Genomic DNA, 24,654 nt, shown 5'->3' on the forward strand with positions numbered 1-24,654 from the left:
CCGCCGTACGGCGGCGCCGAACCGGCTCACCAAGGAGTCAGGCGTCGGGGCGGACCAGGTCGGGGATCTTGCCGGTGCGGGTGTTGCCGATCAGGGTGTCGGTGATGGTGACCTCAAGTGAGTGCGGGTTGCGCTGGAAGACGATGCTCGGGCCGAACGCCGAGCCGACGATGTGCTCGCGGACCTCGGCGGCGAGCCGCGGACCGGCCTCGCCGGAGGGGAGCAGCAGGACCTCCAGCACGCTCCCGCCGTCGGCGGGCTCCTTGAGGACGAGCTGGGCCCGGGCCACCCCCGGCCGCGCGCCCACGTCCGCCACGAACTCGGCGACGTTGAGCAGGTGACCACGGAACTTGATCAACCCGTCCCGGCGTCCGAGGATCCGCACCGCGCGCCGGGGGTCGCCGCAGGGGCAGGAGACGACGCGCCCGGCGTCGCCCGTCCGGTAGCGGAGGATCGGGTTGAGGCCGTCCGGGTTCAGGGTGGTGAAGTCGATCATCTCGTCCTCGCCCACCGACCACAGCTTGGTGGGCAGCGGGTGCCAGGTGTCGGCCGCGCATTCGGGGGTGTTGGTGGCGACCACCCAGGTCTCCGTGCTGCCGAACATGCCCCAGCGGCGGGCGTTCGGCGCCACGGCGGCGAGGTCCTCGGTGAGCTGCGGGTCCCAGCCCTCGCCCAGCCACAGCACCTTGCGCAGGTCGGGGAGCTTGATGCCGGCGTCGCGTGCGTGCCCGAAGACCAGCCGCAGCACGCTGGGCGTGCCGCCGAACGCCGTCACCTTCCGGGTGGCGAAGAACTCCAGCCACGGGTCGTACTCGTCCTTGTTCATCGCGCCGAGGTTCATCGCGACGCAGCCGGTGTGCTCGACGTAGGCGTTGACCAGGAAGTGGGCGCCCCACATCTTCCCGGCGCTCCAGCCGTTGACGAAGACGTCGTCGGGGGTGAGCGCCTTCCAGTTGTCGTGGACCTCGCGCATGTACAGCCCGGTGGGCGCGTAGCCGATTTGAGGACGGCCGGTGCTGCCGCCGCTCTGGAAGACCCAGGTGGCGCCCTGCCCGGCGCGGGGCGACAGGTGCGCCAGCGCGACCTGGAGGTCGTCCTTGAGCAGCACGGGAAGCTTCGCCAGGTCGTCCAGGGAGTCGATGCTCTCGATCCCCTCGTACCTGCCCGCCAGGGCCGGGACCGACTTCAGGGACGCGAGCAGCCCGCGGACCCGGGCCAGGTGGGCCTCGGTGAGTTCCGGGGTGGACAGCAGGAACTCCGGCATCGGTTACCTCCTTGATAGGGGCTTATCGCGGCACCTGGGTGACCAGCACGCTGTGCCCGCGGAACTCGGCGACGACCTGGCGGTCGGCCCGGCGGACGGTGACGTCGTAGATGCCGCTGCGGCCGTGCCTGGTGCGTTCCACCGCCTCGGCCACCAGTTCCTCCCCCACCGGCACCGGGCGCAGGAAGGTGATCTCGGCGTGCTGGGCGAGCGCGATCGGCCCGCGGGAGTTGCTGGCGTAGGCGAAGGCGGCGTCGGCGAGCAGGAACAGGTATCCGCCGTGGATGATGCCGTGCCCGTTCACCATCGCCCCGGTCACCCGCACGCTCAGGACCGCCCTGCCCGAGGTCACCTCGTCCAGGCGGATGCCGAGCGTCTGACAGGCCTGGTCGCGGGCGAACATCTCCCGGGCCCGCTCAGCTTCCGTCATCGTCATCGCCGTACCTCACCAAGGTTTTCTCCCAGTCGGCCGCATTAGGGGATGTTCGCAGCGACCTCCACAAATTCGCTTCTGATCCGATGTCCGTCCCGTGGGCGGGTCGGCGGGCCGTCGATCACGCGCCCGCCCCGCCCGGCGTACGCCCGGCGGGCGGGTTCGCACCGGATTTGAAGGGGATCCGTAGTGCCCGTTGCCAAACTCTGAGCCGTCGTCGCGGCGGCGGCCCGCGCCCTACCCCCGGAACGGTGAACCATGGCTGAGGCAACGAGCATGTTGCGGCGCATGTGCTGGCTCTTCCCGGACCGCGAGTCCACGCGCACCTCGGCGAAGTGGGGCGCCGCCTTCTGGGACGACTACGTCGAGGTGGCCAAGGAGGCCGGCCTGTCCTGGGAGCGCGTCGCGCCCGAGGCCGTCACGGTGGACGCCCTCGACCCGCACCGGCCGAAGTTCTACGTCGACGGCGAGCCGGTGACTCCGGAGGACACCCTCTTCGTCTCCTCGCTGTACTCGCTGCCGTACCAGGCGGCGGACGTGTTCAACCAGTTCACGCTGTACGCGGTGCTGGAGCAGGCCGGCTTCTACCTGCCGCACCCGCCGAGCCTCGCGGCCCTCTGCAACGACAAGATGGCGACGATCCTCTTCCTCAAGGACTGCCCGGTCCCGCCGATCCCGACGGTGCGGGTGGGGTCGGGGCGCGACCTGGTCTACGACGAGTACGAGTCGGCGACCCGCGACCTGCCGTACCCGGCGATCGCCAAGCCGTCCGGCTGGTGCGCCTCCCGGGGCATCAACGTCGCGCGGGACGCCCATGACGTGCGCGGCCTGCTGAGCCTGGCGCAGGGCGGCGACACGACCCTGGTGTTCCAGCCCTACCTGGGCGACCGGACGATCGACTACCGGGTGCACCTGGTCGACGGGCGGCCGCTGGCCGTGCTGGTGCGCCGGCCGGGCGACGGCGCGCCGTACACGCAGTTCAGCACGGGCGGGACGCTGGCGTGGGTGCCGCTGCCGCCCGAACTGTCCGAGGCGGTCGCCTACTTCGCCGAGAAGCTGCCGCTGCCGTACCTCTGCGTCGACTTCCTGCACGACGGCGAGCGCTTCTGGCTGTCGGAGATCGAGCTGGACGGGACGATCATGTGCCCCGACCGCGGCTCCCCGGAGGCCGTCCGGACCCAGCGGGACGTGATCAAGGCCCGGTTCCTCGCGTACCGGAAGGGGCACGCGCGGCTTTTCGGGACGGACGCGTGACGCCGCCGGCGACGGCTTGCGCGGAGGGGACGCCATGAGCGAGTCCGCCCGGATCAAGCTCGGCCGGGAGTTCAACCTGCTGTGGGCCGGCCAGACGGTCAGCAACATCGGCGACAAGATCAACGTGTTCGTCGTGCCGACCACCATGATCCTGCTGCTGCACGCCTCGGCGTTCCAGGTCGGCCTGGTGAGCATGGCGCAGTACCTGGCGATCCCGCTGCTCAGCCTGATCGCCGGCATGCTGGTCGACCGGTGGGACCTGCGGAGCACGCTGATCGCCTGCGACCTGATCAGGTTCGCGATGATCGTGCTGATCCCGGTGGCGTACTGGGCCGGTTTCCTGTCGGTGCCGCTGCTGTTCGTCAGCGTCGCCGTGGTGAACGCGACCTCGGTGTTCTTCAACATCGGCTACACCGCCACCATCGCCTCGATCGTCGAGCCGGACGGGCGCGTGCAGGCGTACGCGAACCTCGAGACCAGCCGCACGTCCTCGGAGGTGGTCGGCCCGGCCATCGCCAGTGGCCTGTACCAGCTCCTCGGCGTGGCCTCCCTGCTCGTGGACGCCGCCAGCTACCTGTTCTCGGCCGGGAGCATCCGCGCGATGAAGCCGTACGGCGGCGGGGCAGGCCGGCAGCAGTCGATGTGGGCGCGGCTCAAGCGCGGCGTCGCGCTGAACTGGAACGACCCGGTGCTGCGCCGCACCCTGATCGGGACCCTGCTCGCCAACATCGGCGGTCCGATCTTCGTCACGGTGATGCCCGTGCTGGCGTACCGGGGGCTCGGGCTCTCGGTCGGCACCCTGGGCGCGGCCATGTCGGTGGCCGCCGTCGGCGCGATGATCGGCACGCTGCTGGCGCAGCGGGTCAGCAGGTGGATGGGGCCCGCCCGCATGATGCCGTGGTCGATCTTCCTGCACTCGCTGGTCGGCCTCGGCATCCTCGCGGCTCCGGCGCTGCCGTCCGCGATCGTGCTGGGCGCGACGCTCACCCTCTACGGCCTGTTCATGGTCTGGTACAACGTGAGCACCGCCGCCGTACGGCAGGCGCGCGTCCCGGCCGCCGACCAGGCGGTCTCCCACGCGGCCTTCCGCACGATCACCTGGGGCGTGATCCCGCTCAGCGTGTTCGTCGGCGGCGTGATGGTCGACGCGCTGACCGGCGGCTTCGGCGTCCTGGACGCCACGAAGATCACCATGGTGATCGGCACGCTCATCGGCACCTTCTTCGCCGCCATCCCGCTGGCCCCGGTGCGGTCGCTGCTCGACCGCGAGAAGGCCGAGGCCGATCGGATCGCCGTGGCGGCCGGCGACGACACGGCGGTCGAGACGGCGTGACCGCTCGACGTCCCCTTCCTACGGCGCCCCTGGAGAGGCCATGACATCCACCGCTGAACCGACGGTGCTCATCACGGGCGCCTCCTCCGGCATCGGTCTCCGGACGGCGATCGCCGCGGCACAGGCCGGTTTCCTCCCGATCGCGACGATGCGCGACCTGGACCGCGCGGGCGACCTGCGCAAGGCCGCCGCCGACGCGGGCGTCACCGTGGACGTCCGGCGGCTGGACGTCACCGACGAGGATTCGATCGACGCGTGCCTGCGCGGCGTGGCCGAGACGCACGGCCGGCTCGACGCGCTGGTCAACAACGCCGGCATCGCCAACACCTTCCCGACGATCGAGATGTCCGACATGGCGACCTACCGGGCCAACCTGGAGGTCAACTTCTTCGGCGTGGTGGCGGTGACGAGGGCCGCGCTGCCGCACCTGCGGGCCTCGCGGGGCCGCGTCGTCACCGTCGGCAGCACGCGGGGGATCATCGCCCAGCCGTTCAACGAGGCGTACTCGGCGGCGAAGTTCGCCGTCGAGGGCTTCCTGGAGAGCCTCGCCCCGGTGGTCTCGGCCATGGGCGTGACCGTGACGATCGTCGAGCCCGGGCCGGTGTTCGAGACCTCGTTCGCCGCCAACGCGGGCGTCACCCGGGACTCGCTGCTCGCCGCCGCCGGACCGTACGCCGAGGTGCTGCGGACGTACATGGACTGGGTCGCCCGGTCCGGCTACCCGGGCGCCCAGACCGCCACCGAGGTCGCCGAGGTGGTGCTCCGCGCCCTCACCGATCCGCGGCCGCCGTTCCGCATCCCCACCAGCGAGTGGGCCAGGGAGTACGCGGCCGTCAAACTCACCGACCCGGACGGCTCGGCCGTCCAGGCCATGACCCGCTCCTGGTGCACGGAGGAGCGGCCGGCACCGTGAATCAGGTGGCGGGCAGGGGGCCGTAGGTGCCCATGCCGGCCACGACGAGGTCACCGTCGAAGGTCAGTACCTCGTTGACCAGTTGCCCCACCTGGTTGCGGTAGTTCACCACGACGGTGTCGACGCCCGCGTAGACGCCGAGGACCTCGAAACGCAGGTCGTCGATACGGCTCAGCGCCTCGGTCCAGTACGCGCGCAGCGCCTCCTTGCCGCGGACGACCCCGTCGGAGCCGTCGAGGATCCGCGCGGCGACCGGCGAGGTGAAGACCACGTCGTCGGAGTAATGCTTCAGGATGCGGTCGAGATCGTGGGAGTTCCAGCCGTCCACCCACTCGTCGGCGAACCGCTGTGCGCGCTCAAGGTCCATGCCACTACCTATACAGCACGCGAACGAGGCGGGTGTTCGCCGGGATACGTCCAGGTAACGAGGCGATCCGCACATGCGCCGGGAAACGATGACACCGGTCACTCGTCAAGCCTCAAGCATGCTGCTAATAATGAGCCGACCGTACTCGATTTCTGTATGTCGCCCGGACGCCGGCGGAAACGATTCACGAGAATCGGCCGCTCGAAATGATCGCGAAGCAAAGGCCGTCACTTTCGAGCCCGCCGTAATCGCGTCACCCGACACCCGGCGAAGGCGACAAGGAAAGGACGATGTGCGTACGACCACGAGAATCCCGGCGCCGACCGGCCCACGGCTGTTACCCGTGCGGCGCGGAGCGGCCGGTTCCGCCATCCTGCTCCTCGCCGCGTCGCTCTCGGTCGCGCTCGGGCAAGGCCCGGCGGCCGCGGACGCCCCGCCCGGGTGCGGGACGGTCCTGCTGACCAGCGTCAAGCTCACCGAGGACCTCACCTGCACGGGGGACGGCCTGGTGATCGGCGCCGACAACGTGACCGTCGACCTCAACGGGCACACCGTCTCCGGATCGGGCACCGGGCGCGGTATCGGCAGCAGTGACTCCTCCGCCGGCACCCGCTGGACTGGGACGACCGTTCGGGGTGGAACGATCCAGGGCTTCGCCAAGGGCATGTCGTTCTTCGGAGCCACCGACGTCAAGATCTTGAACGTGACCGTGTCGGGCGGCGTGATCGAAAGCGACTTCAACATGTCGGGCAAGCCCTCGCTGTCCATCAGCGGGTCGCGTTCCCGGTGCGTCCTGGACCGGTTGGACCTGCGGCACAGCCGGGCCACCGTCAACCACTGCACGATCAAGGGAGATGCCTGGATCAACGAGACGAACCTGACGGTCACCGGCAGCCGCTTCACGGGCGGGAACCTGTCATTCCGCCAGACCGACGGCAACGTCATCACCGGCAACGTCTTCGACGGCGCAGGAATCAACCTGGGCGCTGAGTGCCGCGACAACACCATCCGCGGCAACGTCTTCAAGAACACCGGCACCGCGCTGTATCTGGGCGGCTCGTCCAAGATCAACGCGGTCGAGGACAACACCTTCAAGGACAACGACATCGGCATCGAGGCGATTCATTACCACGAGACGGTGACGGGCAACCGGTTCATCCGCAACCGGACGGCCGGGATGTTCCTCCAGGGCGCCCTGCCGGTGCCGGGCACCATCTCCGGCAACCTCTTCCGCAGGAACGGCGAGAACCCCAGCGGAATCACCGACGCCGCCGGGAACCTGGTACGCGGCGGCATCCACATCGGCTGGAAGGGCGACCCCAAGCCGGTGACCGTGGCCGGGAACGTCGGGGTGCGCAACTCCGGATGGTTCATCTGGGCGCCGCACGACTCGGTGCTGGACGGCGGCGGGAACCAGGGCGGGCCGTGCGGGCCTCCGCCCACCTCCGAGCCCAAGCCGCCGGGCGGTCCCCAGCCTCCTCCGCTGCCCGCCTCGGTGACCTGCACCGGGTAGCCGGCCCACCTCGGTGAGCACGTGGGCCCGCCGCCCGGCCGCCCTCCTCGGCGGCCGGACGGCGGGACGTCTCGCGGTGGTCAGCTCGCCGGAACCGCCTTGACGAACTCGGTGGTGTAGGTCTTGGACAGGTCGATGGTGTCCTTCTTGCCCTTGACGTTGGGCGAGAAGGAGCTGAGGACCTCCAGGACGTTCTTGGCGCCTTCCTCGTCCATGACGCCGTCCGGCCGGAAGATGCTCTTGGTGTCGTTGATCGACTTGGCGTACAGCTTGGGGTCGCCGCCCGCGTAGTCGGCGGGCATCTTGGCGGCGATCTCCTCCGCGGAGTGCTGGTTGATGTATCTCAGCGTCTTGACCAGGGCGTTGGCGAGCTTCTGCACGGTCTGCTTGTTGTTCTGGACCCAGGCGCAGTCCATGTAGAGCGAGCTGGCCGGGTAGAGGCCGCCGAGCGCCGCCCGGGTGCCCTCCTCGGTGCGCATGTCGAGGATGATCTTGCCTTTGCCGCTGGTGGTCAGCTTGGCGGCGGTGGGGTCGGTGGTCATGCCCGCGTCGATGCCGCCGTTGTCCATCGCGGCGATGAAGGTCGGGCCGGCGCCCGCCTTCACCCGGGTGAACTCCTCCGTCGCGACACCGCTCTTCACCGCGAGCGCCTGGGTGAGGAAGTCGGTGGACGAGCCGGGGCTGGTGATGCCGAGCCGCTTGCCCTTGAAGTCCTTCGCCGACTTGATCTTGTCGGCCTGGGCCGTCGAGACGACCTCGACCTCGCCGGGCACGTCGGCGAACTGCACCACGCTCTGGATGCACTTGCCCTTGGTCTGCAGGTCGATGGTGTGGTCGTAGAACCCGACGACACCCTGGACGTCGCCGCTGATCAGGACGTTCTCGGCCTGCGCGCCGGAGGGCTCGGTGAGCAGCTGGACGTCCAGGCCCTCCTGCTTGAAGTAGCCGAGCTGCTCGGTGAGCTTGGGCGGCAGGTAGATGACCTTGTCGATGCCACCGATCATGATCTTGACCTGGGGAGCGGCGCCGCCGGCGGAGGCGGATGTCGTACGGGAGTCGCGGCAGCCGGTGGCGGCGACGGCCACCGCGAGGCCGACGGCGGCGGTGACGGCGAGGCGGGAGGTGCGCTTCATGGGGGTGTGGCTCCGATCAGATCTGTGCTTCGGCGGCGGAGGACGGCGGGCGCCAGGCGAGCAGCCGGCGTTCGAGGAGGGTGAGCAGCCATTCGGCGAGCAGGGCCATGACCGTGATGATGATCATCCCGGCGTAGATGCCGGCCGAGTCGAAGGTGCCCTGGGCGTGGTTGATGAGCAGGCCGAGGCCCTTGTCGGCACCGGTGTACTCGCCGACGATCGCGCCGATCAGGGCGAACCCGAAGGCGACGTGCAGGCTGGCAAGGATCCACGAGGTCGCGCTCGGCAGGACGATCGTGGTGAGGATCTGCCGTGGGCGGGCGCCGAGGATGCGGGCGTTGTCGATGAGCGTCTTGTCGACCTCGCGGGCCCCCTGGAAGGCGTTGAAGAACACCGCGAAGAACACCAGCACGACGGCGGTGGCGACCTTCGAGGACATGCCCAGGCCGAACCAGATCACGAACAGCGACGCCAGCACGATGCGCGGGATGGCGTTGGCGGCCTTGATGAACGGCGCGCACACCTCGGCGAGGAAACTGCTGCGGCCGAGCAGGACGCCGAGGACGACGCCGGCCACCGAGCCGATCAGGAAGCCGGCCACCGCCTCCTCGACGGTCACCGCCATCTGCTCCCAGATCGACCCGAAGGCCGTCCCCGAGGTGAACCAGTCGACGATCCGGCCCCAGATGGCACTCGGCTTGGAGTAGTAGAACGGGTCGAGGTAGGTGCTGGCCGACACCTCCCAGCTGCCGAGCCAGAGCACGACCAGCAGCACCCGCGTCACGGTGATCTTCGGGGCGCGCAGCAGGCGGGGGCGGCGCCGTACGGCGTCGGGCGTCCCGGCCGCGGGCGGCGCGGCGGGGGGCGTTGTCAGGTCGGGTGACACGGCGTGGTCCTCCATCCCGGGCGTGCCGGGGACGTCTGTGCGGGCCTCAGGCGACACGTCGGGCTCCTCGGGCACGGGTGATCTCGACCTCTTCGCGCAGCGAGTCCCAGACCTCGCGGTAGACGGCGAGGAACGACTCCTCCAGCCGGATCTCCTCCACGCGCCGCGGACGGTCGAGGTTTACGGGGACGACCTTCTTGGTGGTCGCGGGGGCGGCGGTCATGACGACCACCGTGTCCGCCAGGGCGATGGCCTCGGTGAGGTCGTGGGTGACGAAGACCACGGCGGCGTTCATGCCGGACCACAGGTCGAGCAGCAGGTCCTGCATGTGCTCGCGGGTCTGCACGTCCAGGGCGCTGAACGGCTCGTCCATGAGCAGGATCGACGGCTCGTTGATCAGCGTCTGGGCCAGGGCGACGCGCTTGCGCATGCCGCCGGAGAGCTGGTGGGGGTAGTACCGCTCGAAACCGGTCAGGCCGACCTTGGCGACCCACTCGCGGGCCCGCTCGCGGGCCTCCTGCTTGGGCGTGCCCCGGTAGCGGGGGCCGGCGGCGACGTTGTCGACGACGGTGCGCCACGGCAGTACGGCGTCCTGCTGGAACATGTAGCCCAGCCCCTCCGGGATGCCGGTCACCGGCCGTCCCTGGACCAGCACCTCGCCTGCGCTGGCGGGCGCGAGGCCCGAGATCATGGACAGGCTGGTGGACTTGCCGCATCCCGTGGGGCCGACGACGCTGACGAACTCGCCCTGCCGCACCGTCAAGGTCATCTCGCGGGCGGCGGTGTAGGTGCGGCCGTCGCGGGTCGGGAAGCGCTTGGTGACGCCGCGCAGCTCGATGGCCGCGCCGGACGCCGGTGGGGGGCCCGGATTCGTCATGGGGACTCGACTCCTTGGGGTCGGGGGGAACCGGACCGGGGGCCGGCGCGTTAACGGATCGGGGCCGCTGAACGTCACGGGCCGGAAACATCGGTCGGGTAGATCAGTAGGGGCTGCTGAAAGGCTTTCCGGGACCGTAGGGCGCTGTGACGCGCCTCACTAGGCTTGTGCCAGTTGTTCGAGCAATGCGCATAGTTCGCGTTTTGCGCGTTTTGCTCTCGGTGTCGAACCCCGCACCCAGAGGTATCGTGCTGGCATGTCCTGGCCCGAGAAGCGGCCTCCCCTGCGCTTCGCGACACAGGCCCTGCTCGTCCAGGTCGCCGTGCTCCTGCTCATCATGGGCAGCGGCTTCGCGCTGGTGGCCTACCTCCTCCACGCGGAGCTCGAGAAGCAGTACGAGCAGCGCGCCCTCGCCGTGGCGCGCTCGGTGGCGGCCGACGAGCAGATCGTCCACGACGTGGCGGCCCGCGAGCGGACGCCCCGCGTGCAGCAGCGCGCGGAGGCGGTGCGCCGCCGTACGGGGGTGCTGTTCGTGGTCGTCGCCGACGACCACGGCATCCGCTACGCCCACCCCGACGCCGGCCGGCTCGGGCAGCGCGTCAGCACCGAACCGGAGGCGCTCAGCGGCCGCGAGATCGTGACCTTCGAACGGGGGACGCTCGGGCTGTCCGCCCGGGGCAAGGTGCCGCTGCTCTCCGGCGGCCGGGTGGTCGGCCAGGTGAGCGTCGGCATCGCCGCCGGCGAGGTCACCCGCCGCATCGGCGACCTGATGCGGCCCGCCGCCGCCTTCACCGGCCTCGCGCTGCTGTTCGGCGTCGCCGCGGCCGCCGGGCTCGCCCGCCGCCTCAAGCGCCAGACCCTCGGGCTGGAGCCGACCGACCTCGCCGACCTGCTGCGAGAGCGTGAGGCCGTGCTGCACGGCATCGACGAGGGCGTGCTCGCCGTCGACCCCGCCGGGCGGATCACCATCTGCAACGACGCGGCGGCCCGCCTCATCGGCGGCCGGCCGGCGCAGGGCTCGTCCGTGCGCGACGCGGGCCTGCCGCCGGGCCTGCGCACCCTGCTGGCCGAACGCACCAGCGCCCGCGGCGTGCTCGTCGCCACCGAGGACCGCATGCTGGTCGTCACGGCCGCACCCGTGCGGCGCGGCGACCAGGACCTCGGCCACGTGCTCACGCTGCGCGACCGCACCGACCTCGACGCGATGGCCCGCGAGCTCGACGTCGTGCGGGCCCTGTCGGACGCCCTGCGCGCGCAGGCCCACGAGTACACCAACCGCCTGCACACCCTGTCCGGCCTGCTCAGCCTCGGGCACCGCGAGGAGGCGATCACCTACCTGCGGGAGCTGGCCGACGACCCGCTCGCCACCGAGTACGGCGACGGCGGACGGCTGCGCGACCCCTACATCCGCGGGCTGCTCGCCGCCAAGACGGCGGTGGCGTCCGAGCACGGGGTGGACCTGCGGCTCAGCCCCGACTCGTTCGTGCCCGCCCAGCTCAGGGCGCCGCTGGACGTCGTGACCATCCTCGGCAATCTCGTCGACAACGCCACCGCCGCCGCCCAGGCCGGCGCCCGGCGCCCCGCCTGGGTCGAGGTGTCCCTGCTCGCCGAGGCCGACATCCTGCACATCGTGGTGGTCGACAGCGGCGACGGCGTGCCGCCCGAGGCGGTCGACCGGATCTTCGACCAGGACTTCACCACCGCGGCCGACGACGTCCGGCCGCACGGCGTCGGCCTCGCGCTCGCCCGGCGGCTCACCCGCCGCCACTGCGGCGACCTCGCCCTCACCCGCGCCTGCGGAGCCGACTGCGGAGCCGTCTTCGTGGCCCGGCTCCCCGGCGCCTTCGACGCGCGCGGTCCCGAACCCCGGCAGGAGGAGACGGTGACGGCCGTACGGCGAGGAGAGGCGACATGATCCGCGTGCTGGTCGTCGACGACGACTTCCGGGTCGCCGACCTGCACGCCCGCTACGTCAGGCGGGTCCCGGGGTTCGAGGTCGCAGGCGTCGCCCACAACGCCGCCGAGGCGGTCGAGCTGGCCGCGCGGCTGCGCCCCCACCTCGCGCTCCTCGACCAGTACCTCCCGGACGCCTCCGGCACCTCCATCGCCCCGCGCCTCGGATGCGACGTGATCATGCTCACCGCGGCCGCCGAGCGCGCCGTCGTCCGGGAGGCCCTGCGGCGGGGCGTGGTGAACTACCTGGTCAAGCCGTTCTCGGAGGCGGACCTCGCCGAGCGGCTGCGGGCGTACGCGCGCTTCCTCGGACAGCTCGGCGGCGACCAGACGCTCGACCAGGCGGAGATCGACCGCGCCGTACGGGTGCTGCACGAGGGCGACCGCGTCGAGGCGGCCGTCCCCAAGGGACGCTCCAGCCAGACCGCGCGCCTGGTGATCGAGGCCGTGCGCGACGCGGGAGAGCCGGTGACGGCCACCGACGTGGCGGCACGACTCGGCCTGTCACGCGCCACGGCGCAGCGCTACCTGTCCGACCTCGCCGCCGACGGCCGGGTCACCGTGGGCCTCAGGTACGGCACCACCGGCCGTCCCGAACACCTCTACCGCTGGCCCACCTCGCCGGCGCGCTGAATCCCTCGTCAGCGGGCGTGGCCCTCGGCCGCCTCCACGACGTTGGTGAGAAGCATGGCGCGGGTCATCGGGCCGACGCCGCCGGGGTTCGGAGCGACGAAACCGGCCACCTCCCGTACCTCGGGCGCGACGTCGCCGGCCAGCTTGCCGTCGACGCGGGAGACGCCCACGTCGAGGACGGCGGCGCCGGGCTTCACCATGTCGGCCGTGATCAGGCCCGGCACCCCGGCGGCCGCCACGACGATGTCGGCCTCCCGGATGCGGCCCGCGAGGTTCTGGGTGCCGGTGTGGCAGAGGGTGACGGTGGCGTTCTCGGTGCGGCGGGTGAGCAGCAGGCCGAGCGGACGGCCCACCGTGATGCCGCGGCCGACCACCGCGACGTCGGCCCCCTTGATCGGCACGCCGTACTCCTGCAGGAGCACGACGATGCCGCGCGGCGTGCACGGCAGCGGGGCCTCGACCATGTGGACCAGGCGGCCGAGGTTCACCGGGTGGAGGCCGTCGGCGTCCTTGGCGGGGTGCATGCGCTCGATCAGCGACTGCGCGTCGAGATGGCGGGGCAGCGGGAGCTGGATGATGTAGCCGGTGCACGCGGGGTCGGCGTTCAGCTCGTCGATCGCGGCCTCCACCTCGGCCTGGGTGGCCGTCTCGGGGAGATCCCTGCGGATCGAGGCGATGCCGACCTCCGCGCAGTCACGGTGCTTGCCCGCGACGTAAATCTGGCTCCCCGGGTCGTCGCCGACCAGAATCGTGCCGAGGCCCGGGGTGATGCCCTGGGCGGCGAGCCTGCCGACCCGTTCCGCCAGGTCAGCCTTGATCTTCGCCGCGGTCGCCTTGCCATCGAGAATCTGCGCGCTCACAGCTCGCCATCCTGCCATGTCCGGCCGGGCGGCAACGCCGTGAGGGGCTCTCTCAGTGGCAGGACGCCGCCGGCGGGGCGTCGTAGCGGTCGTGGTGGGGGAACTCGTTGACGTACTTCTGCCGGCCGAGCGGCGTCAGGTCGAGGTAGTTGTAGGTGGTCAGCAGGAGCTCCGGCCCCCGGCCGTAGGTCGAGTAGGTGTGGAAGACCCGCTCGCCGTCGCGCAGGAAGACGCTCAGACCGTGGCCGTCCTGCCCGTTCTGGGCGAAGAAGTGCAGGCCCTTGCGCTCCAGGGTGGCCTTGTCCATGTAGTTGTACTCGACCGGGGCGACGGCCTCGTCGTTGCTGGCGTGGAAGTCGTAGTTGAAGTCGCTCCCGTGGGAGGAGTACCAGGGCAGCGTCCAGCCCATGCGCCGCCGGAAGCGCTCGATGTCGGCCAGCGGGGCCCGCGAGACGAGCGCGAGGGTGGTGTCGCAGCTGTGCAGGTGGCGCGGCTCGCCGAAGTTGTCGACGAGGAACGAGCAGCTCGTGCATCCCTCAGCCGTGTCGTGGACCCACATGAAGTGGTAGACGATCAGCTGGCGGCGTCCCTCGAACAGGTCGCCCAGCCGCACGGCCCCGTCCGGCCCCGCGAACACGTAGTCCTTGTCGATCTCCACCATGGGCATGGCGCGCCGCCGCTCGCTGAGGGCGTCGCGGGCACGGGTCGCCTCCTTCTCCTGCACGAGCAACTCCGCCCGCGCCTTCAGCCACTCGTCGCGGGAAACGATCGGCGGTAACTCCACCTGGTCCTCCTCTAGGAATGCGTCGCCCCCAACCTAGACGGCCTCCCCCGGCGGCGCTTCTTCCGGAAGCACCTGTCACCGCCGCGCCGGGGCCGGTCCAAGATGGCGCCGGCTCGGCATACCGGCGGGGCGTGTACATCATTTATCCCGGCAAAGCGCAACAGGTCCAGCACATAAATGGGGTGCGACAAAAATCGGTAACCTGGCCAGCCCGATTCTCCGGGCGAGAGAGGCGGTGAACAACCCGCCGACGCCCCCTCCTGTCACGGCGCCGCCCTGACACAGCCTCACCAGCGCTGACCGGCGGCTTGCTCGCCTCCTTGACAAGATTGACGGCTATACACGGCCTGTGTAGCATGCGATTTCATGCGGGCTGCGGAAAGCGGCATAGCTCATGAATTATTCGCCCTGGGAATTTCGTTCCGCCGGACGGGCGATCATCGCGCCGCATCCGACGCGCTCGTCGACGCCCTGGAGATTTTCCAGGAGCAGGAAGACCCGCGAAGTCAGGCCGACACGCTCACCGAACTCGGATATGTGCGGTCCGTGGTCGGCGACATCGCCACGGGGATGCGCCATCTGAATCAGGCCGTCTCCGTTTACCGGGCCATCTGCTCACCGCTCGGCGAGGCCAGGGCGCTGGAAAAGCTGGGTACGGCGCAGCGCCTGGTCGGCGACTATTCCGCCGCTTTTCCGAATTACGCCAGAGCGCTCCGGCTCTACCGCGAGGGCGACGACCGGGCCGGCGAGGCGAGCGTCAGGGCGAACCTCGGCGTCGCGCGGCACCGGACGGGCGACTATCCGGCGGCGCTGGAGAGCCTCGCCCGGGCGCTGGCGCTGTTCCGTGAGACGGGGGACAGGGTCGGCGAGGGCCACGCGCTGCACAACATCGGCGTCGTCCAGGTGCTGCTCGGCCGCCACGCGCAGGCGTCCCGGGCGCTCACCACGGGCCTTTCGACGTTCCGCGAGGCCGGCAGCCGACTCGGCCAGGCCGACGTCCTCATCTGGCTCGGCGTCCTGGCGTACCGCTCGGGTGACCTCACGCTCGCGCGACGGCACCTGTCGGACGCGCTGGGCCTGGCGCGCGACGTCTCGTGCCGGGTCGACGAGGGCGACTGCCACCGGGAACTCGGCGTCGTGTGCCACCTGTCCGGCGACCACCGGGCGGCGTTCGGCCACTTCACGCAGGCCATCGACATCTTCCAGGACGTCGGCGACCGCCTCGGGCACGCCGAGACGCTCAACGGGCTCGGTCGCGCCCTGGCCGCCTCGGGCCGCCCGGACGAGGCGCTCGCCGCCCACCAGGACGCCCTCGACCTCGCTCTCGCGACAGGAAGCCCCCTGGAGGAGGCCCGCGCCCGTGCCGGCATGGGCCGCTCCCTGGCACTCGCCGGAGACAGGGAAGCGGCCGCCGACCACATGAGCTGGGCTCTCAGCATCTACCGGGCTCTCGGCGTACCGGAGGCCGAAGAGCCGGCCTGAGGCCCCGCACGCGTCGGGGCCCCGCTCATCGGTCGATCAGTGGAAGAAGTGGCGGGTGCCGGTGAAGTAGAGGGTGATGCCGGCCTTGGCGGCCGCCGCGATGACCTCCTCGTCGCGGATCGACCCACCGGGCTCCACGACCGCCTTCACCCCGGCCTCGATGAGCACCTCGAGCCCGTCGGCGAAGGGGAAGTACGCGTCGGAGGCCGCCACGGAGCCCTGCGCGCGCTCCCCGGCCCGCGACACCGCCAGGCGCGCCGAGTCGACCCGGTTGACCTGCCCCATGCCGACGCCCACCGTCGCGCCGCCCTCGGCGAGCAGGATGGCGTTCGACTTCACCGAGCGGCAGGCCTTCCACGCGAACGCGAGGTCCGCCAGCACCTCCGGCGAGGCCGGCTCACCCGACTTGAGCTCCCACGCGGACGGGTCGTCGCCGGGCGCGTCCACCCGGTCGACCGTCTGCACCAGCAGGCCGCCGTCGATGCGGCGGTACTCCGCCGGGTTGGACGGGCCCGACGGGCAGCGCAGCAGCCGGATGTTCTTCTTGGCGGTCAGGACGGCCAGCGCCTCCGGCGTGAACGACGGCGCGACCACGACCTCGGTGAAGATCGGGGCGATCTGGTCGGCGAGCTCCTCGGTCACCTCGCCGTTCACCGCGATCACTCCGCCGTAGGCCGAGACGGGGTCGCAGGCGTGGGCCTTGCGGTGGGCCTCGGCGACGTCCGCGCCGACCGCGAGGCCGCACGGGTTGGCGTGCTTGATGATCGCCACGGCCGGCTGCTCGAAGTCCCACGCGGCCCGCCAGGCGGCGTCGGCGTCGACGTAGTTGTTGTAGGACATCTCCTTGCCGTGCAGCTGCTCGGCGGCCGCCAGGCCGTCCTCGCCGCCGGTGTAGAGCGCCGCGCCCTGGTGGGGGTTCTCGCCGTACCGCAGGACGGCCCGGCGCTGCCAGGACGCGCCCATGAAGCCCGGCCAGGCCGAGTCCTCCTCGGGTGCGTAGACGTCGGTGAACCACGAGGCCACGGCCGTGTCGTACGCGGCGGTGTGGGCGTAGGCCCGGGCGGCGAGGCGGCGGCGCTGCGGCTCGGTGAAACCGCCCTCCTCGACGGCCCTCAGCACCTCGCCGTACCCCGCCGGGTCGACGACGACGGCGACCGTGCCGTGGTTCTTGGCCGCCGCGCGGATCATCGCGGGCCCGCCGATGTCGATCTGCTCCACGCACTCGTCCTCGGACGCGCCCGAGGCCACGGTCTGCTGGAAGGGGTACAGGTTGACCACGACCAGCTGGAACGGCTCGATCTCGAGCTCTTCGAGCTGCTTGACGTGGGAAGGGTTGGACCCGTCGGCCAGCAGGCCCGCGTGCACGCGCGGGTGCAGGGTCTTGACCCGGCCGCCGAGGCACTCGGGAAAGCCCGTCAGCGACTCGACCGGGGTCACCGGCACGCCGAACGAGGCGATCTTCGACGCCGTGCCCCCCGTGGACACGATCTCGACGCCGGCGGCGTCCAGAGCCCGGGCCAGCTCCTCCAGCCCGGACTTGTCATATACCGTGATCAGCGCGCGCCGGATGGCGATGCGGGTCACTTGGTGCTCCTCCCTGTGTCCGGACGACCGGCCTCGCCGGCGGTCCGGAGGTTGCGACTGGCTCAGAGACTCTCACGCGCCTGGACGTCCTGGTCCAGGCTCGGGCCGCCCAGCCGGACGTGGCGGCCGGTGACCGTCCAGCCGTCCCTCGCCATGCGCCCGACGACGTCGACGAGCAGGCGGCGCTCGACCGTCTTGATGCGCTCGTGGAGGGTGTGCTCGTCGTCTCCATCGTGGACGTGCACGGCCTCCTGGGCGATGACCGGGCCGGTGTCCACCCCCGCGTCGACCAGATGCACCGTGCAGCCGGTCACCCGCACGCCGTAGGCCAGCGCGTCGGGGACGGCGTGTGCGCCCGGGAACGCCGGCAGCAGGGCGGGGTGGGTGTTGACCACCGTGAACGCCCGCAGCACATCGGGTCCGAGGATCTTCATGAAACCCGCGGAGACGACGAAATCGGGTTCGTGGCCCGCGATCGCCGCGTGAAGGGCCTGGTCCCAGGCCGCTCGCGTCGGGTAATCGGCTAGCTTGAGGACGAAGGTGGGAAGGCCCGCACGTTGCGCACGGGCGAGGCCCTCGATGCCGTCGCGGTCGGCACCGACCGCGACCACCCGGGCGCCGTACGCCGGGTCAGCGGCGGCGTCCAAAAGGGCCTGTAGGTTGGTCCCCGAACCGGAGACGAGGACCACGAGCCGAGCCGACAGGGCTGCACTCCTTCGGGGCGACGTTGACGGTTACGGCTGTCAGCGTATCGGCCCGCCCGCTCCACGACGCAGAGGAGGTCAGGTGCTACCACCCGCGGAGACTTCCGTGGCCGAAGTCGGACGGCGGGCCCTGCTGCTCTCCATAGGCGCTCTGGCGCTGACCATGCTGTTGCCGGCGCTGGGCCTCGCCCTCGGCGTCTTCTCGATCGTCGTCAGCCTCCGGGCGTGGCGCCGCCTGACGCGCGGGCGCGGGTCGGTGGTCATGCCGGCCCTGGGCCTGCTGATCTCCGTCGCCGCGGTCGCGATCGGCGCCTCGGTGCTGTGGGTGCAGCTGTACTTCAGCGGCGAGCTGAGCGCCTACACCGAATGCATGAAGGGCGCCGGCACGAGCACCTCCCAGCAGGCCTGCGTCAGCCGGCTGGAGCAGTCGATCGAACACCGGCTGCCGTTCATGCCGAAGGGCAGCATCCGGCTGCCCATCGCCCCGTGATCGTGAAGTTGCAAGGAGAGATCATGAACGTCTGCACCCACCTCGACGAGGTCCGCGACGTCGAGCCGCGCAGCGCCATCGGCTGCGAGGAGTGCCTGGCGTCGGGGTCGCGCTGGGTCCACCTGCGCACCTGCCTGACCTGCGGGCACGTCGGCTGCTGCGACTCCTCCCCCAACCGGCACGCCACCAGGCACTACGCCACCGAGGGTCACCCGATCGCCGAGTCGTTCGAGCCCGGCGAGGACTGGGCGTGGTGCTACCCCGACGAGCTGCTGTTCGAGCCCTCCCCGAGCGGGCTGGGGGCGCGGGCCCACGTCTGAGGCGCTTCAGCGGTCGCGGTCCCAGGCGTACGGGTCGAGGTAGATGACGTGCCCGCCGCGGTCGTCGGTCTCGTCCACGATGTCGCGGCGCGGCGGCCTCGGCTCCTCGCGCCGGCCTCCCCCGGCGCGTCCCTTCGCGCCGGCGGCCGTACGCTTGCCGCCGGGCGCCTTCCGGGGCGCCTTCGGGCCGCTGTCCGCGATCGTGTCGCCGACGGCCGACGCGTGCTCGTCCGCCCAGTCGGCGCGGATCGCCGGGATGGGCTGGGTGACGGCCTCCGTGGCGTCCATCCAGTGGCCCGGCAGGTCACGGCCGGAGACCGGAGTGGCGAGCTTCACCTTGCTCGCCGCCTTGACGATGGCGTCGCCCGCCTTGCGCACGGGCGCGGCGGGCACGAGGGCACCGTGGAAGACCAGCCACCAGTTGGCGAGCCCGGCGGAGATGCCGGCCGCCACGCCGACCTCCAGGGTGACCGAGAGCGCCACCTCCCAGGCGGACGGGCCGACGGCGGCCAGGCGCGCGCCCCCGAGCGGGCCCCCCGCCAGAGCGGCGAGCAGCCCCGCCGACAGGCCGGTGGCGAGGCCGCAGACGAACCCCCACAGCGGCGCCGACTCGAAATGCGGAGTCGGGGCGACGCGGGCCACCACCACCCCGGCGACCGCGCCGGCGAGGAACGGCACGGCCAGTACGCTCATCATCCACGGTGAGGTGACCCCCGGCTCGGGCAGCGCCCCGAGGATCGGCAGCGCCGGGATGGTGCCGAGCTGGACGCCCGTGGGCGCCACGAGCGTGCCGGCGCCGAGGGCGAAGCCGGGGCCGCTGATGTACGCCAGGCCCCAGATCACGAAGTTGAAGAGGTAGAGACCCTCCACCAGCAGCAGCAGCGCCCCGCCGACGAACCCGGGCGCCAGCAGCTCCGACAGCCGCTGGATCTGCCCGAAGTTGGCGACCACCGCGCCGAGCACCAGCACCAGCCCCCCGACGAGCAGGGTCGTCAGCGCGACGGCCGTACCGGCGACCACCGAGCGCGGGCGCTCGGGAAGCAGCCGCAGCATCGAGCGCCAGGGGCCGATCGTCCGCGCCGTGGCCAGCGAACCGGCGAGGAACGCCAGCACGAGGTGGCTCGCCAGGGCCTCGCCGATGTACGGCTGGGTCACCTCGTTGCGTCCCACCAGCGCGATCACCCCGGCCAGCAGCGAGTAGGGGGCGGCGAGCGAGATGCCCGCCTGGGCGATCAGGACGAGCTGGGCGCGGCGGCGGGCGTTGGCGAGGTCCTTGGTGCTGCCCTTCGGCAGCCGGGCCGGGAGCCGTAGCCGCAGGTCGGCGTCGCGGGCCATCCACATCGCCGCGCGGTACAGCAGGGCGGCGGGCAGCACCGTCAGGCCGAGCGGCAGCAGGCCGACGCGGCCTCCCGGGATCGCGAACCCCGCCTGGTGCGCGGCCAGCCACACCTGGCAGGCGGCGCGGAACACCCCGGGAATGCCCTGCCCGAACGCGCCGCGCGGCGCCGCGATCCAGCCGACCAGGGTGAGCGTGGTGAGGACGGCGAGACCGACGCCGAGGGTGCCGGCCGCCGCGAGCATCCCTGAGACGGGCAGCGGACGGCGCGCCTCGTCGTCGTCACCTCCGCTGCCCCCGATGGGGATGCGGCTGAAGACGGCACGGGGGGCCGTCCGGAGCTGGTCGAAAAGGGCCGTCACAGTACTCGATGTTCTCAGGATCGGCGCCCCGGACGGGGTTACCGGCCCCGCGTGTCGCCCCCTTTGCGCGGATCACCGGGCGATTTCCGGTGGACGCGGCAACCTCTGCGGGGGCTGCGGCGACCTGCCGGGGCTCGTCGCCGTTTCTGTACCTACTAGTATGTACAGCAACCGCTCGCAGCCCCGGGGCCCCTCGGGGTGGTCCACGAGAGTCAGGAAGCCGCGCAATGCGTATCTCCCGCACCCCTGCCACCAGCGTCGCCGCTCCACCCGAATGGATCACCGGAGAGGCTCGCGTCGATGCGATCGCCGCCCCCGGCGAGGGACCGTCACGGACCCGGATCGACAGCGTCCACTTCGCGGCCGGTGCCCGCACCGTGTGGCATCGCCACCCGCTCGGCCAGGTGCTCATCGTCACCGAGGGGACCGGCCTCGTACAGCACCGTGGCGAGCCCGTCGAGACCATCCGAACCGGCGACAGGGTGCACATCGCTCCCGGTGAGTGGCACTGGCACGGTGCCACTCCCACCGCTTCCATGACCCACCTGGCCATCGAGGAGATCCCGGACGACGACGCCGGCCCCGAGGCCGGGGCTCCTGTCACCGACGTCGAATACCGCGGTGACGATCACACTGTTCCCGCCGGCGACACCGCGCCCATCGTCCGCTCGGTCCTGCTCGACCAGTCACTGGCGGCCCCCCGGGCCACGTACCGGGTCGAGATCCGGCGCATCACCATCGCTCCCCGTCAGCCCGCGGGGTTGCACGTGCACAACTGCCCGGTGTTCGGCAGTATCGAGACCGGTTCGGTGATCTACCAGATCGACGGCGAGCCGGAGTCCGTGCTCGGCCCCGGCGACGTGTTCCACGAGCCCCAGGGCGTCCGCATCGCCCGCTTCGACGCCCAGGAAGAGGGCGTGACGTTTCTCGGGTACTTCCTGCTGGACGCGGGCGAAGCGCCGGAACTGGAGTTTCCGCAGGCCTGACCGGTGCCCGTCTTCCGGCCACGACGCCCGCGATGCGCCGCGGGAGACCGCCGAAGGGTGTGGCAGCGTGGGAATGCGCCCTGGCCACCGCCATGGGCGCATGACACGAAGGAGGAGAGCCATGTCGAAGCCGCCGCTTCCCGAGGACGCGATCGCCATGCTGAAGAAGCCCAACCCGGCCGTCATCGCCACATCGAGGTCCGGCGGGCAGCCCGTGACCACGGCCACCTGGTACCTCTGGGACGACGGCCGGGTGCTGATCAACATGGACGAGGGCCGCAAGCGGCTCGACCACATCCGCAACGACCCGCGGGTCTCGTTGACGGTGCTCGACGGCGATGACTGGTACACCCACGTCACCCTCATCGGACACGTCGCCGAGATCCGCGACGACGAGGAGTTCGCCGACATCGACCGGCTGTCCCGGCAGTACACCGGCCGGCCGTACCCCCGGCGCGATCGTGGCCGGGTCAGCGCCTGGCTCGAGATCGACCGCTGGCACGGCTGGGGCGGCTTCCGGGACAGCGACCAGGCGGCGAGCTGACCCGGGCGGTGCCACGGGGGGAACGCCCGGCATGAGGGCCGCTGAACGCCCAGCGTGAGGGCCACCGGACGGACGCTGGACGGACGGCGTGAGGCCACTGGCCGAGGGCGTGAGAGCGCTCGCCGACCGGCGTGAGACCGCCGGCCGACGGCGTGACGCCACCAGCCGACCGGCGTGAGACACCGCTCGCCGACCGGCGTTCAGGCCGCCGGTGGAAACGGAAACGCCCGGCCGGGGGCCGGGCGTTCCTCGTCTGGCGCGGGGACAGGGGTCAGCGCGAGCGCATGACCTCACGCATCAGGCGGGCGGTCTCGCTGGGGGTCTTGCCGACGCGGACGCCGACCTTCTCCAGCGCTTCCTTCTTCGCCTGGGCGGTGCCGGCGGAGCCGGACACGATCGCGCCGGCGTGCCCCATGGTCTTGCCCTCGGGGGCGGTGAAGCCCGCGACGTAGGCGACCACCGGCTTGGTGACGTGCTGCTCGATGTAGGCCGCCGCGCGCTCCTCGGCGTCGCCGCCGATCTCGCCGATCATGACGATCGCGTCGGTGTCGGGGTCGGCCTGGAAGGCCTCCAGCGCGTCGATGTGGGTGGTGCCGATCACCGGGTCGCCGCCGATGCCGACCGCCGTGGAGAAGCCGATGTCGCGCAGCTCGTACATCAGCTGGTAGGTCAGCGTGCCCGACTTGCTCACCAGGCCGATGCGGCCGGCAGAGGTGATGTCGGCCGGGATGATGCCGGCGTTGGAGGCGCCGGGCGAGGCGATGCCCGGGCAGTTCGGGCCGATGATGCGGGTCTTGCCGCCCTTGGCGACGGCGTGCGCCCAGAACTCGGTGGTGTCGTGGACCGGCACGCCCTCGGTGATGACGACGGCGAGCGGGATCTCGGCGTCGATCGCCTCCAGCACGGCGGCCTTGGTGCCCGCCGGCGGGACGAAGATCACGGTGACGTCAGCGCCCGTGGCGGCCATGGCCTCGCCCACGGTCGCGAACACCGGCAGCTCCACACCGTCGAAGTCGACGGTGGTGCCGGCCTTGCGGGGGTTGGTGCCGCCGACGACCTTCGCGCCCGCCTTGAGCATGCGGCGGGTGTGCTTGGAGCCCTCGGAACCCGTGATGCCCTGAACGATGATCTTGCTGTTCTCGGTCAGCCAGATTGCCATTACGCACCTACCGCAGCGAGCTCGGCGGCACGCTTGGCCGCGTCGTCCATCGTGTCAACCAGCTCGACGCCCTTCAGCGCGGCGTCGGCCAGGATCTGCCGCCCGAGAGCGGCGTTGTTGCCGTCCAGCCTGACGACCAGGGGGTGGGTGACGGCCTCACCCCGGTCGGCCAGCAGCTTGAAGGCCGAGACGATGCCGTTGGCGACCGCGTCGCACGCGGTGATGCCGCCGAAGACGTTGACGAACACCGACTTGACGCTCGGGTCGGACAGCACGATCTCAAGGCCGTTCGCCATGACCTCGGCCGAGGCGCCGCCGCCGATGTCGAGGAAGTTCGCCGGCTTCTGCCCGCCGAACTGCTCGCCGGCGTACGCCACCACGTCGAGGGTGGACATGACCAGGCCCGCGCCGTTGCCGATGATGCCGACGGAACCGTCGAGCTTGACGTAGTTGAGGTCCTTCTCCTTGGCCCTGGCCTCGAGCGGGTCCTCGGCGGCCTTGTCGGCGTACGCCTCGTGCTCGGTCTGCCGGAAGGAGGCGTTGTCGTCGAGGGTGACCTTGCCGTCGAGGGCCTTGACCTGGCCGTCCTGGGTCAGGATCATCGGGTTGACCTCGACCAGCGTGGCGTCCTCGTCGACGAAGACGGCCCACAGCTTCTCGATGATCTCGGCGGCGCCCTCGATGGCGGCCTCGGGCAGACCGCCGGCCTTGGCGATCTCACGGCCCCGGGCGCGGTCGACGCCGGTCAGCGGGGAGACCGGGATCTGCGCGACCTTCTCGGGGGTCGTGTGCGCGACCTCCTCGATGTCCATGCCGCCCGAGGCGGAGCAGATGGCGAGGAAGGTGCGGTTGGCGCGGTCGAGCAGGAAGGAGAAGTAGTACTCCTCCGCGATCGCGCTGGCCTCCTCGACGAGGACCTTGTGAACCGTATGGCCCTTGATGTCCATGCCGAGGATCTCGGTGGCCTTCTGCTGGGCGTCGGCGGCGTCGGCGGCGACCTTGACGCCTCCCGCCTTGCCGCGGCCTCCGGTCTTGACCTGGGCCTTGACGACGACGCGACCGGTCAGCTGCTCCGCTGCGGCCCGCGCCTCCTCCACGGTGTGCGCGACGACGCCGCGCGGCACCGGGATGCCATACTCCGCGAAGAGCTCCTTCGCCTGATGTTCGAACAGGTCCACGAGGGTCCGTCCTTGCTTGTCCGGCTGACTTCTTCTCTACGTTGAGGACCAGACCTGGCGGCGACCCGCGATCTGCCGGAAGCCTGGCTTCAGAAGCCTAGCCGCCACCAGGACATGGAGAACCCGCCGGGGGGCCATTACCCCTCGACATCGGGTAATGAGATACGGCAAAGTTTCACAAATTTCACAAAAGCCTCCTCTGCCTCTTCGAAGCGCGCGAAACGATCACTGCCGCCGGCAGGCGACGACAAGCCCTCACCCCGGCGTGCTCCCCTCCCGCCACCTCTGCCTCCCACCACCGAACAC

The 24,654-nt window shown here is 71.2% G+C and carries 24 protein-coding genes; 11 read left to right on the top strand and 13 right to left on the bottom strand.

The features are described 5' to 3' along the window. Window positions 1–37 precede the first annotated feature (37 nt). Window positions 38–1,264, bottom strand: coding sequence for a phenylacetate--CoA ligase family protein (locus tag KIK05_RS02595; protein WP_214408858.1), 1,227 nt, complete (start codon window positions 1,262–1,264; stop codon window positions 38–40). A gap of 22 nt (window positions 1,265–1,286) precedes the next feature. Next, window positions 1,287–1,700: a hydroxyphenylacetyl-CoA thioesterase PaaI gene (gene paaI / locus KIK05_RS02600; RefSeq protein ID WP_250562098.1), complete on the bottom strand. Its 414-nt coding sequence runs from the start codon at window positions 1,698–1,700 to the stop codon at window positions 1,287–1,289. Between the two features lie 255 nt (window positions 1,701–1,955). Between paaI and KIK05_RS02605 the strand changes: the two genes are divergently transcribed. From KIK05_RS02605 to KIK05_RS02615, 3 genes are read left to right on the top strand one after another with little or no spacing between them, the layout of a single operon-like run. Next, window positions 1,956–2,951 carry an ATP-grasp domain-containing protein gene (locus KIK05_RS02605; protein WP_214408859.1) on the top strand — a complete coding sequence of 332 codons (996 nt, stop codon included), beginning with the start codon at window positions 1,956–1,958 and terminating at the stop codon, window positions 2,949–2,951. Between the two features lie 34 nt (window positions 2,952–2,985). Then, entirely contained in the window at window positions 2,986–4,284 is a 1,299-nt protein-coding gene (locus tag KIK05_RS02610; protein WP_214408860.1) for an MFS transporter, read from the top strand. A 40-nt stretch (window positions 4,285–4,324) separates the two neighbouring features. Continuing rightward, a complete protein-coding gene (locus KIK05_RS02615) occupies window positions 4,325–5,197 on the top strand; it encodes an SDR family oxidoreductase (RefSeq protein ID WP_214408861.1) in 873 nt (290 codons plus the stop codon). Window position 5,198: 1 nt separating this feature from the next. On the opposite strand, the gene KIK05_RS02620 is transcribed toward KIK05_RS02615, so the two are convergent. Next, the gene (locus KIK05_RS02620) at window positions 5,199–5,564 is read right to left on the bottom strand and encodes a nuclear transport factor 2 family protein (RefSeq protein ID WP_214408862.1); all 366 of its coding nucleotides are present in this window, start codon (window positions 5,562–5,564) and stop codon (window positions 5,199–5,201) included. 292 nt (window positions 5,565–5,856) lie between these two features. On the opposite strand from KIK05_RS02620, the gene KIK05_RS48670 reads away from it, so the two are divergent. After that, window positions 5,857–7,077 carry a NosD domain-containing protein gene (locus KIK05_RS48670; RefSeq protein ID WP_214408863.1) on the top strand — a complete coding sequence of 407 codons (1,221 nt, stop codon included), beginning with the start codon at window positions 5,857–5,859 and terminating at the stop codon, window positions 7,075–7,077. Between the two features lie 80 nt (window positions 7,078–7,157). Here the strand turns inward: KIK05_RS48670 and KIK05_RS02630 are convergent, their stop codons facing one another. From KIK05_RS02630 to KIK05_RS02640, 3 genes are read right to left on the bottom strand one after another with little or no spacing between them, the layout of a single operon-like run. Beyond that, window positions 7,158–8,210 (bottom strand): ABC transporter substrate-binding protein, encoded by a 1,053-nt coding sequence (locus KIK05_RS02630; protein WP_214408864.1) that lies wholly within the window; start codon window positions 8,208–8,210, stop codon window positions 7,158–7,160. A 16-nt stretch (window positions 8,211–8,226) separates the two neighbouring features. Beyond that, complete coding sequence (locus KIK05_RS02635) at window positions 8,227–9,153, bottom strand: ABC transporter permease (RefSeq protein ID WP_214408865.1); 927 nt, start codon at window positions 9,151–9,153, stop codon at window positions 8,227–8,229. Next, window positions 9,143–9,973, bottom strand: a complete 831-nt coding sequence (locus tag KIK05_RS02640) for an ABC transporter ATP-binding protein (RefSeq protein WP_214408866.1) — start codon at window positions 9,971–9,973, stop codon at window positions 9,143–9,145. The genes KIK05_RS02635 and KIK05_RS02640 overlap by 11 nt, the downstream gene beginning before the upstream one ends. Window positions 9,974–10,229: 256 nt before the next feature. Between KIK05_RS02640 and KIK05_RS02645 the strand changes: the two genes are divergently transcribed. Further along, window positions 10,230–11,888, top strand: coding sequence for a sensor histidine kinase (locus tag KIK05_RS02645; protein ID WP_214408867.1), 1,659 nt, complete (start codon window positions 10,230–10,232; stop codon window positions 11,886–11,888). Beyond that, window positions 11,885–12,559 (top strand): response regulator, encoded by a 675-nt coding sequence (locus tag KIK05_RS02650; protein WP_214408868.1) that lies wholly within the window; start codon window positions 11,885–11,887, stop codon window positions 12,557–12,559. Before KIK05_RS02645 ends, KIK05_RS02650 begins: the two co-directional genes overlap by 4 nt. Window positions 12,560–12,567: 8 nt before the next feature. Here KIK05_RS02650 and KIK05_RS02655 read toward each other — a convergent pair whose 3' ends face one another. Together KIK05_RS02655 and KIK05_RS02660 are read right to left on the bottom strand one after the other, a co-directional pair. After that, on the bottom strand, window positions 12,568–13,419 hold the full coding sequence (locus KIK05_RS02655; RefSeq protein ID WP_214408869.1) for a bifunctional methylenetetrahydrofolate dehydrogenase/methenyltetrahydrofolate cyclohydrolase: 852 nt from the start codon (window positions 13,417–13,419) through the stop codon (window positions 12,568–12,570). 52 nt (window positions 13,420–13,471) lie between these two features. Continuing rightward, complete coding sequence (locus tag KIK05_RS02660; RefSeq protein ID WP_214408870.1) at window positions 13,472–14,203, bottom strand: DUF899 domain-containing protein; 732 nt, start codon at window positions 14,201–14,203, stop codon at window positions 13,472–13,474. Window positions 14,204–14,569: 366 nt separating this feature from the next. On the opposite strand from KIK05_RS02660, the gene KIK05_RS02665 reads away from it, so the two are divergent. Next, window positions 14,570–15,685, top strand: a complete 1,116-nt coding sequence (locus KIK05_RS02665) for a tetratricopeptide repeat protein (RefSeq protein ID WP_214408871.1) — start codon at window positions 14,570–14,572, stop codon at window positions 15,683–15,685. A gap of 36 nt (window positions 15,686–15,721) precedes the next feature. Here KIK05_RS02665 and purH read toward each other — a convergent pair whose 3' ends face one another. Next, entirely contained in the window at window positions 15,722–17,269 is a 1,548-nt protein-coding gene (gene purH, locus KIK05_RS02670; RefSeq protein ID WP_214408872.1) for a bifunctional phosphoribosylaminoimidazolecarboxamide formyltransferase/IMP cyclohydrolase, read from the bottom strand. 62 nt (window positions 17,270–17,331) lie between these two features. After that, window positions 17,332–17,973, bottom strand: coding sequence for a phosphoribosylglycinamide formyltransferase (gene purN, locus KIK05_RS02675; protein ID WP_214408942.1), 642 nt, complete (start codon window positions 17,971–17,973; stop codon window positions 17,332–17,334). Window positions 17,974–18,079: 106 nt separating this feature from the next. Between purN and KIK05_RS02680 the strand changes: the two genes are divergently transcribed. Next, window positions 18,080–18,463: a hypothetical protein gene (locus KIK05_RS02680; protein WP_214408873.1), complete on the top strand. Its 384-nt coding sequence runs from the start codon at window positions 18,080–18,082 to the stop codon at window positions 18,461–18,463. A 23-nt stretch (window positions 18,464–18,486) separates the two neighbouring features. Continuing rightward, a complete protein-coding gene (locus tag KIK05_RS02685) occupies window positions 18,487–18,783 on the top strand; it encodes a ubiquitin carboxyl-terminal hydrolase 14 (protein WP_214408874.1) in 297 nt (98 codons plus the stop codon). Between the two features lie 6 nt (window positions 18,784–18,789). On the opposite strand, the gene KIK05_RS02690 is transcribed toward KIK05_RS02685, so the two are convergent. Next, a complete protein-coding gene (locus tag KIK05_RS02690) occupies window positions 18,790–20,481 on the bottom strand; it encodes a cell division protein PerM (protein WP_214408875.1) in 1,692 nt (563 codons plus the stop codon). Between the two features lie 227 nt (window positions 20,482–20,708). On the opposite strand from KIK05_RS02690, the gene KIK05_RS02695 reads away from it, so the two are divergent. Together KIK05_RS02695 and KIK05_RS02700 are read left to right on the top strand one after the other, a co-directional pair. Next, complete coding sequence (locus KIK05_RS02695) at window positions 20,709–21,467, top strand: cupin domain-containing protein (protein ID WP_214408876.1); 759 nt, start codon at window positions 20,709–20,711, stop codon at window positions 21,465–21,467. A gap of 121 nt (window positions 21,468–21,588) precedes the next feature. Next, entirely contained in the window at window positions 21,589–22,011 is a 423-nt protein-coding gene (locus KIK05_RS02700) for a PPOX class F420-dependent oxidoreductase (RefSeq protein ID WP_214408877.1), read from the top strand. A gap of 271 nt (window positions 22,012–22,282) precedes the next feature. Here the strand turns inward: KIK05_RS02700 and sucD are convergent, their stop codons facing one another. Continuing rightward, window positions 22,283–23,170, bottom strand: coding sequence for a succinate--CoA ligase subunit alpha (gene sucD / locus KIK05_RS02705; RefSeq protein WP_214408878.1), 888 nt, complete (start codon window positions 23,168–23,170; stop codon window positions 22,283–22,285). Continuing rightward, the gene (gene sucC, locus KIK05_RS02710) at window positions 23,170–24,348 is read right to left on the bottom strand and encodes an ADP-forming succinate--CoA ligase subunit beta (RefSeq protein ID WP_214408879.1); all 1,179 of its coding nucleotides are present in this window, start codon (window positions 24,346–24,348) and stop codon (window positions 23,170–23,172) included. The genes sucD and sucC overlap by 1 nt, the downstream gene beginning before the upstream one ends. Between the last annotated feature and the right edge of the window lie 306 nt (window positions 24,349–24,654).

Source organism: Sphaerisporangium fuscum, from assembly GCF_018531465.1.
Lineage (GTDB): Bacteria > Actinomycetota > Actinomycetes > Streptosporangiales > Streptosporangiaceae > Sphaerisporangium > Sphaerisporangium fuscum.